Below are 6,520 nucleotides of genomic sequence, written 5' to 3'. Positions count from 1 at the left end.
TCGTTCGCTTGTGAGTCGGCGGCGGCAGAGGCGTCGCGCCCGGCCGCGTCGTCGTCGTCGTCATCGTCTTCCTCGCCGATCTTCTTGATCGGCACCACCAGGCACACGCTCTGCGCCGGGAGCACGTTGCGCCAGTCCGCGATCAGCTGTTTGTAGGCTTTGCCGACGTTTCGGATCTTGCGGTCGAGGTCGAACAGGCCAAGCGGATTGACGTTGCCGTTCTGCTCGCGAAGCGCGGTATCCCAGTCGACCTGGTCGGTGAGGCTGTACCAGGTGAAGCCGACAGTGGGGATACCGACGTTCCTGAGCCTCAGGACGTTGGCCCATTCCTTCCACAGCCATTTGACGGCCTCGTCGCCGTGCTGGCCTTCCCACAGGTTGGTCTCGGTGTGCATCACCGGCAGTCGATAGCGGTTGTAATATTGCCGCGTGATCTCGGTATAGCCGAAGGTCTCGCCGGCCGCGACGGTGTGGCCATCGGCGAACACGCGGTGCTCGTTGAGCTGGTAATAATCGTTCCCGAAAATGCAGTGCTGCTTTAGCCGATGGTTGAGGAACCACTCATATTCCTCACGGGTCATGCCTTGATCGAGCAGATACTGGTACATGCCGCTGTCGACCCGGCGGCCGTAATTGAGATCGAGGCTCAGGAACCGCATCTGGTTGAGGACCTCGGCCCGTCCAATCGCCGCCGGTGAATCGGCGTGATAGTATTCCGACGATTCCGACTGGATGAAGATCGCGTCGTGTCGGCGCTTCAAGATCTCGATCATCCCCATGATGTTCGCTTTGACGAGATGCTTGAGGGCAGTGACGAAGGAGCGGTCGTCCTTCTTCTGCTCGTTCCACCAGCCATATTTGGCCGAGAAGACCGCGCAGATGAACATCTCGTTGACCGGCGTGTAGAGCTGCACCCACGGATAGCGCTCGGCAAAGGCGCCGCAATAGGTCGCGAAGAGCTGGGGAAAATCGGGATTCTGGAAATTTCCGATCCAGTCCGGCACGCCAAAATGGCAGAGATCGACGATCGGCGTCAGGTTGCGCCGCTTCATCTCGGGGAAGACGAGGTCCGAAAATTCCCAATCATATTTGCGGGGGCCGAGAAGGGTGCGGTGGAGCGGCGGCCCGTAGCGCAGATACTGGATGCCGATTTCCTCGACGCAGTCGAAATCGCGGCGCCAGTGGCGGTAGTGGCCGCACACCTCCATCTCGTCGACCCGGGTGCGGCCGCCGTTGATGGTAGGATACGAATTCTCGATCCCCGTGGCGAACATGAAATTGGCTATGGGATTCCCTCCCTCTGATGACGCGACTTGGCTAGCCGCGCCGCCGCGCGCGCACCAGCCTCTCTTGCCCCTGCACCGCGAAAAAGGACGGGGGCGGTGGAAAGTTGCATTTGGCAGGCGGCGCTGCGTTAAGGGCCAGCCGGATTGGAGGCGCATATGGAAGGTTCGTCGGGCGGCACCGCCCTCACCCTGGTTACGATGCTGCTGGCCCAGCTCCACGCCCGCGGCGCGGTCGATCTCGGCCAGATCGACCAGGCGCTCAGGATGCTGCTCGACCGGCCGATCACGCCGGAGCAGATGACCGACGCCGGCAACGCCCTGGCGGTGGTGCAGGGGCTCCTCGAAATGCCGCCGCTGTGATGGTTGCCCGCGCCGCCCGAGCGCTGGTAGCGGGCGCACGATGAAGCGGGCGCCCTCCTGATCGCCGCCTTCGCCGCCTCGACCGCGGCGGCGCCGCCGCCCGCCGCGCCGCGGCTCGAAATCGCCATCACCATGGACGACTTTCCCGTCCATGGCGGCCTTCCTGCCGGCGAGACTCGGCTCGACGTCGCCCGCGCGATCCTGCGCGCCTTCAAGGACGCCGGGGTGCCGGAGGTCTACGGCTTCGTGAACGGCGCGCGGATGAACGAGGAGCCGGGCCTCGACCGCATGCTCCAGGCCTGGCGCGCCGCCGGATATCCGCTCGGCAACCATGGCTGGGCGCACCGCAATCTGGACCAGCTGACAGCCGCCCAGTTCGAGGACGAGCTGGCGAAGAACGAGCCGGTCCTGGCCCGCTACGGCCGCGGCGCGGACTGGCACTGGTTCCGCTACCCGTTCCTCGCCGAGGGCGGCGACCCCGCCAGACGCGACGCCGCCCGCGCGATCCTGGCGCGCCGCGGCTACCGCATCGCGCAAGTGTCGATGAGCTATGCCGACTATGAATTCGCCGACGCCTATCTCCGCTGCCGCGCGAAGGGCGACGCCGCGGGTATGGCCGAATTCGATGCAACCTACATGATTGCCGTCAAGTCGGCGCTGGACCGCGCCCGCACCGCCGCCTGGGCGGCCTATGGACGGGACGTTCCCTACGTCGTCCTCACCCATGTCGGGGCGATGAATGCGCGGATGATGCCGAAGGTGCTCGACCTCTACCGCAAGGCCGGCTTCCGCTTCGTCACCCTGGCCGAGGCGGAGCGGGACCCGGTTTATGCCGCCGACCTCAACCCGGCTGCGGCGGTGGGGAATACCCGCACCGAGGCCGCGGCGGCGGCCGCAGCGTTCGGCCTCCCGCCGCGTTACAATCCAGCGCCGGTGCTGAACCGGATCTGCCGCTAGGAGGCGAGATGCGCTGGACGGACGGCTTCATTGCGGTGGACTGGGGGACGACCAACCGGCGGGCCTACCGGCTCGGCGCCCGCGGGGGGGTCGAGGATCGGCTCGAGGACGACAAGGGCATCCTCGCCGTGCCGCCCGGAGGTTTCCCGGCGGCGGTCGAGGAGATCCGCGCGGCACTGGGCGACAGGCCGATGCTGATGGCGGGGATGGTCGGCTCCAATCGGGGCTGGGAGGAAGCGCCGTACGTGCCCTGCCCCGCCGGGCTCCCGGAGCTGGCGGCGGCGCTGAAGTGGGTCGAGCCGGAGCGGGTGGCGATCGTGCCGGGCGTCTGCTTCTCCGTGGGTGACGCTGCCGACGTGATGCGGGGCGAGGAGGTGCAGCTGCTCGGCGCTTATGCCGAGGGGCTGGTGCCCGGCGACGCGACGATCTGCCACCCCGGCACCCACAATAAATGGGTGCGGCTGGAGGACGGTCGCATCGCCGCCTTCCGCACGGTGATGACCGGCGAGATGTTCAGCCTGCTCAGCAAGCACAGCATCCTGAGCGACATGCTGACGGGGGAGGTGGCCCCGGGCGCGGCGTTCGACGCCGGCGTCCAGGCGGGCCTCTCCGGCGGCCCGTTGACCGGGGAGCTTTTCTCGGTGCGCGCGCGGGTGCTGCTCGGCAAGGCGCGGCGGGAGGATGCCGCTTCCTATACGAGCGGGCTGCTGATCGGCACCGACGTGCGCTCCGGCATCGCCGCGGCGGCGGATGGCCCTATCTACGTGATGGGCCGGCCCGACCTCACCCGCCTGTTCGCCACCGCCCTTGCGGCGGCCGGGCGGGAAGCTAAGGAGCTGGAGGGCGACGAGGCCTTCCTGTGCGGCGCGCGTCATCTTGCGGAGCTGGTGCAATGAACCCATCCGAGGAACTGAAGCGCCGGCTCGGCGAATGCCCGCTGGTTGCGATCATCCGCGGCGTCACCCCCGATGAGGTCGAGGCGGTCGGCGAAGCGATCTGGGACGCCGGCATCCGCATCATCGAGGTGCCGCTCAACTCGCCCGATCCGTTCGAAAGCATCCGCCGCCTCGCCGGACGGATGGGCGAGCGGGCGCTGGTTGGCGCCGGGACGGTGCTCGAAGTGGCGCAGGTCCAGCGGGTGCGGGAGGCGGGGGGCGGCATCGTCGTCTCGCCCAGCACCTACACGGCGGTGATCGAAGCCACCGTGGCGGCGGGCATGGTTTCGACGCCAGGCTTCTTCACGCCGTCCGAGGCGTTCGACGCGATCCGCGCCGGCGCGACGGGACTCAAGCTGTTCCCGGCCGAGGCGGCGAGCCCAGCGGTCGTCAAGGCGCAGCGGGCGGTGATCCCCAAGGACGTGCCGCTGCTCGTCGTCGGCGGGGTCAAACCGGACCAGATGCGACCATGGCTCGAGGCCGGCGCGAACGGCTTCGGGCTCGGCTCGGGCGTCTACGCGCCGGGCCGTTCGGCCGAGGAGACGGGGATGCGCGCGCGGGCCTATGTGGCGGGACTGAGCCATGACGACTAAGGTCGGTATCGTCGGCTACGGCAAGATCGCGCAGGACCAGCACGTCCCGTCGATCGAGGGCAATCCGCATTTCGAGCTTGCCGCGACGGTCAGCCGCAGCGGCAACGGCCATCCCGGCGTCCCCTGCTTCGCGACCCACGCCGACATGCTGGCGCAGGTGAAGGATTTGGGCGCCGTCGCCATCTGCACGCCGCCCTCGGTGCGCTACGCCATCGCCCGCGACTGCCTCGAAGCCGGCCTCCCCTGCCTGCTCGAGAAGCCGCCGGGGGTGACGCTCGGCGAGGTCGAGGAACTGAAGACACTCGCCGACGCGAAGGGCCTCACCCTCTTCACCACCTGGCACGCCCAGCACAATCCAGCGGTCACCGCCGCGGCCGAGGCGCTTGCGGGGAAGAATGTCGAGACGATGCGGATCACCTGGCGCGAGGACGTGCGCAAATGGCATCCCGGCCAAGCGTGGATCTGGGAGCCGGGCGGCTTCGGCGTGTTCGATCCCGGCATCAACGCTTTCTCGATCGCGACCCGCATCTTCCCCGGCACCTTGTGGCTGAAGGAGGCGGAGCTGCTTTTCCCCGCCAACCGCCAGTCGCCGATCGCGGCGAACCTCGCTTTGTCCGGCAGCGCCGCCACCGGCGCCGTCACCGCCCAGTTGGACTGGCGCCACAGCGGCGGCGAAGCCTGGGACATCGAGGTGCGCACTGCCGACGGGGAGACGATCCTGCTGTCGGAGGGCGGATCGAAGCTCAGCCGCAACGGCGAGGCGGTCGCCGCCTCCGGGCCGGGCGAATATCCCGACATCTACCGCGAGTTCGCCGAGCTCCTCGCCGGGCACAAGAGCCACGTCGACGTGGCGCCGCTGCGGCTGTGCGCGGAGGCGTTTCTGCTGGGCCGCCGCACCATCGTCGACGCGTTCGAGGACTGAGCGAGCCTCGTCCTCCCCGTCGGCAAAGCCGATGGGGAGGGGGACCGCACGAAGTGCGGTGGAGGGGCCTTACAGACTCCGAACGGCCCCTCCACCATGCTTCGCATGGTCCCCCTCCCCATGAGGCTGCGCCTCACGGGGAGGACTGGCTCACTCCGCCGCCAGGTGCCATTCCGGCGGGGCTTCGAGGGCGCGGAGGCGGCGTTCTTCCTCGTACATGAAGTCGCGGGTCATCGGCAGGGCGTCGCGGCGGCGGACATACTGGATCTGCCAGTTGACCATCGCGCCGTAACGGAACGCCGCCTCGGCGCCGACCAGGTAGAATTGCCACATGCGGAAGAAGCGCTCGTCGTAGAGGGCGACGATCTCGTCCTTGGCGGCGTTGGTGCGGCGATACCATTCCTCGAGCGTATGCGAATAATGGAAGCGCAACGCCTCGACGTCGGTGACGATCATCCGGTGCTTCTCCGCCTCGACGACGAGCTCGGAGAGCGAGGGGATGTAGCCGCCGGGGAAAATGTATTTGCGGGTCCATTTGTCGGTGGTGCCCGGCGTGCCGACGCGGCCGCAGCAATGCGAGAACATGACGCCGTCGGGCTTTAGCAATTCATGGGTCTTGGCGAAGAAGCCGGGATAATGGGGCGTACCGAGATGCTCGATGAGGCCGACGCTGGTGATGCGGTCGAACGTGCCGGTGACGTCGCGATAGTCCATCAGCTCGAACTTGACGCGGTCGGCGACGCCTTCCGCCTCCGCCCGCTCCTTGCAGAAGGCGATCTGGTCCGGCGCGAGGGCGACGCCCAATACGTCGACGTCGTAATGGCGGTGGAGGTAGAGCGCCCAGCCGCCCCAGCCGCAGCCGATGTCGAGCACCTTCATGCCGGGCTTCAGGTCCAGCTTGGCGGCGATGTGCGCCTTCTTGTCGAGCTGCGCCTGCTCGAGCGTGTTCCCGGTGTCGGTGTAGTAAGCGCAGGTATATTGGCGGTCCTCGTCGAGGAACAATTCGTAGAGCCGCCGCGTGAGGTTGTAGGTATGCTCGGCGTTGCGGCGCGACCGGCTCTTCCAGTTGATCTGGTCGACCTTGCCGATGAGCGTCGAGAAGGCCTTGCGGACGGGGCCCTTGGGGGCGAGCGCCCCTTCCTTTTCCCACGGCGCATTCTCGCGGATGAGGAGGACGAGATCGCGTATGTCGCCCTGTTCGATGACGAGGCGGCCGTCCATATAGGCCTCGCCGGCGCCGACGCGGGGGTCCTTGGCGATGTGGAGGGCTGCGCCCTTGTCGGTCAGGCGGGCCTTGACCGCCTTGCGGCCGGGCGTCGGCGCGCCGTAGCGATATTCCTTGCCGTCATGATCGGTGACGATGAGCTCTCCGGTCTTGATGAGCTTCCGGAGCATCTTGTCGAGCAGCCACATATGTTCGCGCACCTCGCCTTGTGTGGCGCGCTAATCAGCATGAGGCCCCGACTC

Annotated in this window: 7 protein-coding genes; 5 read left to right on the top strand and 2 right to left on the bottom strand. The window is 67.5% G+C overall.

Annotated elements, in window-relative coordinates; translation table 11 throughout:
• On the bottom strand, positions 1–1,274 hold a 1,274-nt coding region (locus VGC56_RS16880), incomplete at its 3' end, for a family 1 glycosylhydrolase (RefSeq protein WP_464126742.1).
• 168 nt (positions 1,275–1,442) lie between these two features.
• Between VGC56_RS16880 and VGC56_RS16875 the strand changes: the two genes are divergently transcribed.
• From VGC56_RS16875 to VGC56_RS16855, 5 genes are read left to right on the top strand one after another with little or no spacing between them, the layout of a single operon-like run.
• The gene (locus VGC56_RS16875) at positions 1,443–1,646 is read left to right on the top strand and encodes a hypothetical protein (protein WP_464126741.1); all 204 of its coding nucleotides are present in this window, start codon (positions 1,443–1,445) and stop codon (positions 1,644–1,646) included.
• Positions 1,647–1,703: 57 nt separating this feature from the next.
• Positions 1,704–2,603: a polysaccharide deacetylase family protein gene (locus tag VGC56_RS16870; RefSeq protein WP_464126751.1), complete on the top strand. Its 900-nt coding sequence runs from the start codon at positions 1,704–1,706 to the stop codon at positions 2,601–2,603.
• 8 nt (positions 2,604–2,611) lie between these two features.
• Positions 2,612–3,499 carry a 2-dehydro-3-deoxygalactonokinase gene (locus VGC56_RS16865; RefSeq protein ID WP_464126740.1) on the top strand — a complete coding sequence of 296 codons (888 nt, stop codon included), beginning with the start codon at positions 2,612–2,614 and terminating at the stop codon, positions 3,497–3,499.
• Positions 3,496–4,131: a 2-dehydro-3-deoxy-6-phosphogalactonate aldolase gene (locus VGC56_RS16860; RefSeq protein WP_464126738.1), complete on the top strand. Its 636-nt coding sequence runs from the start codon at positions 3,496–3,498 to the stop codon at positions 4,129–4,131. Before VGC56_RS16865 ends, VGC56_RS16860 begins: the two co-directional genes overlap by 4 nt.
• Entirely contained in the window at positions 4,121–5,053 is a 933-nt protein-coding gene (locus tag VGC56_RS16855; protein WP_464126737.1) for a Gfo/Idh/MocA family protein, read from the top strand. Before VGC56_RS16860 ends, VGC56_RS16855 begins: the two co-directional genes overlap by 11 nt.
• A 150-nt stretch (positions 5,054–5,203) precedes the next feature.
• Here VGC56_RS16855 and VGC56_RS16850 read toward each other — a convergent pair whose 3' ends face one another.
• Complete coding sequence (locus VGC56_RS16850) at positions 5,204–6,466, bottom strand: class I SAM-dependent methyltransferase (protein ID WP_464126749.1); 1,263 nt, start codon at positions 6,464–6,466, stop codon at positions 5,204–5,206.
• Between the last annotated feature and the right edge of the window lie 54 nt (positions 6,467–6,520).

The sequence above is a fragment of the Allosphingosinicella sp. genome, from assembly GCF_036403745.1.
Taxonomy (GTDB): Bacteria; Pseudomonadota; Alphaproteobacteria; order Sphingomonadales; family Sphingomonadaceae; genus Allosphingosinicella.
The sequence above is the reverse complement of the archived record's forward strand: the minus strand, read 5'-3'. Positions and strand labels throughout refer to the sequence as shown.